Source organism: Chloroflexota bacterium, from assembly GCA_018648225.1.
Taxonomy (GTDB): Bacteria; Chloroflexota; Anaerolineae; order Anaerolineales; family UBA11858; genus NIOZ-UU35.
In genome coordinates this window covers 1-2,844 of sequence record JABGRQ010000051.1, presented here as the reverse complement: position 1 = coordinate 2,844, position 2,844 = coordinate 1, and the positions used below count along the sequence as shown (strand labels likewise).

At 54.6% G+C, this 2,844-nt stretch carries 3 protein-coding genes; all 3 read left to right on the top strand.

Annotation, left to right across the window (positions count from 1 at the left end; all coding sequences use genetic code 11):
• The first annotated feature begins 81 nt into the window (after positions 1–81).
• Genes HN413_03120 through HN413_03110 form a run of 3 tightly spaced genes read left to right on the top strand, consistent with a single transcriptional unit; the run spans position 82 to position 2,672 of the window.
• Positions 82–951: a decaprenyl-phosphate phosphoribosyltransferase gene (locus HN413_03120; protein ID MBT3389377.1), complete on the top strand. Its 870-nt coding sequence runs from the start codon at positions 82–84 to the stop codon at positions 949–951.
• Between the two features lie 15 nt (positions 952–966).
• Positions 967–1,947, top strand: coding sequence for a mevalonate kinase (gene mvk, locus HN413_03115; protein ID MBT3389376.1), 981 nt, complete (start codon positions 967–969; stop codon positions 1,945–1,947).
• A gap of 41 nt (positions 1,948–1,988) precedes the next feature.
• The gene (locus HN413_03110) at positions 1,989–2,672 is read left to right on the top strand and encodes a hypothetical protein (GenBank protein MBT3389375.1); all 684 of its coding nucleotides are present in this window, start codon (positions 1,989–1,991) and stop codon (positions 2,670–2,672) included.
• The last annotated feature ends 172 nt before the right edge of the window (positions 2,673–2,844 follow it).

Here is a 2,844-nt window from a genome sequence, read left to right as displayed (position 1 = left end):
TTAGGGAACAGGCACTTTCCTGCTTCCTAAATGCATAATCCCCTGATTGACGAATCCCACATTCCCAACTATCATTTCTTCATGCTGACTGCCCTGCTCAAAACCATGCGCCCCAAACAATGGGCCAAAAATGTTTTTCTCTTCGTGGCGATCATCTTTGATCGCAAGCTGACCAATCTCCCGGCTTTTTTGCACTTGCTGGCCGGGTTCATGGTTTTTAGTCTGCTGGCAAGCGTGGTCTACATCATCAATGATATTGCCGATGTCGAAGCCGACCGCCAGCACCCTAAAAAATGCAAACGCCCCATCGCCGCCGGGAAACTATCCATACCCGCGGCCTGGGCTTCTGCGATTATCATTCTGCTGGTAGCCTTGCCCGCGGCCTATATGCTCTCGCCCAATTTCGCGGCAATTGGAATTTTCTACCTGTTACTCAATCTGACTTACTCCAAATGGATCAAACATATCGTGCTGCTCGACATCATCGTGCTGGCCTCCTTCTATGTGATTCGTGTGGCCGCTGGAGTCGCCCTGATTGAGGTCGAGCGGTTCTCGCCCTGGCTGTATATTTTCACAACTTTCCTCGCGCTGTTGATCGGCGCCGGTAAACGCCGTGCTGAACTCGGTTTGCTGGCAGAGGGCAATAATGCCCACCGCCGCGTTCTCGATGGCTATACGCTTGAATTTCTTGACCAACTCATCACTCTGGCATCCGGCATGACTATCATCACCTACAGCCTGTACACCTTCTCGGCCCCCAACCTGCCCGACAATCACGCCATGATGCTGACGATACCTTTCATTCTGTACAGCATCTTCCGTTACCAGTATCTCATCCAGGTCAAAAACACCGGCGGCGCGCCCGAAGATGTGATTCTCTCCGATTGCCCCATCCAGCTATCTATCGCCCTCTACGGACTAACGGTGCTGGTCATTTTCTACATCTCCTAATTTCCACCGAACGCCATGCCTGCATTTACTGCCACGGCCCCCGGAAAAATCATCCTATTTGGCGAACATGCGGTTGTCTACGGGCAGCCAGCGATTGCCGTGCCAGTGATGCAGGCGCGCGCCAGAGCAACCATCACGCCAAATATTCGCGGGAACGCGGGCGCAGTGCGGATTCTCGCCCCGGACATCGGTCTGGACAAAATGCTGGACGAACTCGACTCAGCCCATGCGTTGGTTGCCGCTATCGAAGGCGTGACCAACGCCCTGGGCGTGACTCGCATTCCGGCCTGCACCCTCAAGGTGAGTTCCAGCATTCCGGTGGCCTCCGGTCTCGGGTCTGGAGCCGCCGTATCGGTAGCCGTCATTCGGGCATTGGCGGGCTATCTCGGCAAGCCCCTCCCCAACGAGCAGATATCCACACTGGCTTACGAAGTCGAAAAAATCCACCACGGCACGCCCTCAGGGATTGATAACACCGTCATCACCTTCGCTCAGCCGGTGAATTTCAAAAGAGAACTCCCCTCTCCCCGTGGGAGAGGGGCAGGGAGTGAGGGCATTATTGAAACCTTCCACATCGCCAAACCTTTTACTATCATCATTGCCGATACCGGCATCAGCAGCCCCACCAAAGAGACAGTCGGCGACGTGCGCGGCGGCTGGCAAGCAGAGGCCGCGCGCTACGAACGGCTTTTCGCCGCCATCGGAAGCATTACTCGTGCCGCCCGGCAAGCCATTGAAAGCGGACACCCTGAACGCCTCGGCCCATTAATGAACGAAAACCATGAACTGCTGGGTGAGATGCGCGTCTCCTCGCCAGAGCTAGACCGGCTGGTGCAAGCAGCCCGCGCCGCGGGGGCATTGGGTGCCAAACTCTCTGGCGGTGGGCGTGGCGGCAATATGATTACCCTGGTCGATGCCGAAAACGCCGAAACCATTAGCGCAGCGCTACGCGGGGCGGGTGCTGTCCGTACAATTCTGACCTGCGTGGGAGATTGAGCATAACCAATTAACCGGGTTCGCTATCACTGGGAGCTTCGATGAATGACCGGATGTACAACTTGTTCGCACGAGTTTTGGATACGATCTATTGGGGCGGGAAATTGCAGGGGAGCGAAAACCTGCCCGAGCAAGGCCCGGCTATCTTCATCGGCAACCACCTGGGGGCGCTTGGCCCGATTGGGGCTGTCGCTACGATCCCGCTGCGGCTACATCCCTGGATTCACGAACACATGGTCGATTACGAAAAAGCCGCCGCCTACCTGAATATGGATTTCGTCGAGCGCCGCCTGAAATTACGCCCGCCCCTGAGTGGGATCGTATCTAAAGGGCTTTCTCACATTACTGTACCGTTGCTGAGGTTCGTTGGTTGCATCCCGGTACACCGCGGCTACAAAAATATACAAACCACCTGGGAAGATAGTTTGGCCTGTCTCCTGGATGGGAAAATCCTGTTGGTCTTCCCCGAAGACGAAAGCCTGGGGCTGAATCCACAAACCAACATGGCACCCTTCCAAAAGACTATTTTTCGCCTGGGGGAAAAGTATTACGAACAAACCCGGAAAAATCTGGCCTATTACCCGGTCGCTATTCAGGAGTCGCGCAATGTAAAGGTTGGCACCCCATACTGGTATAACCCGAGTAATTCGCCTTCGAAAGAGCGCCGCCGCCTGAAGACCCTCGTCGAAGGTGCTGTTATCCGCATGTATCTTGAGCGAGAATGACAATTTCCAATCCTATCCGATCACCTCATTTCAGCGTACAATACGAGAACGGCCCTGTGAAACGCCGCAAATAAACCATTAACCGCGAAGAGCGCTGAGTACGCGGAGAGCAACAAAGGGTAGTGGTTCTAAAGTAAGTGATGATAATATAGGCGCATGATAACAAAAGTAT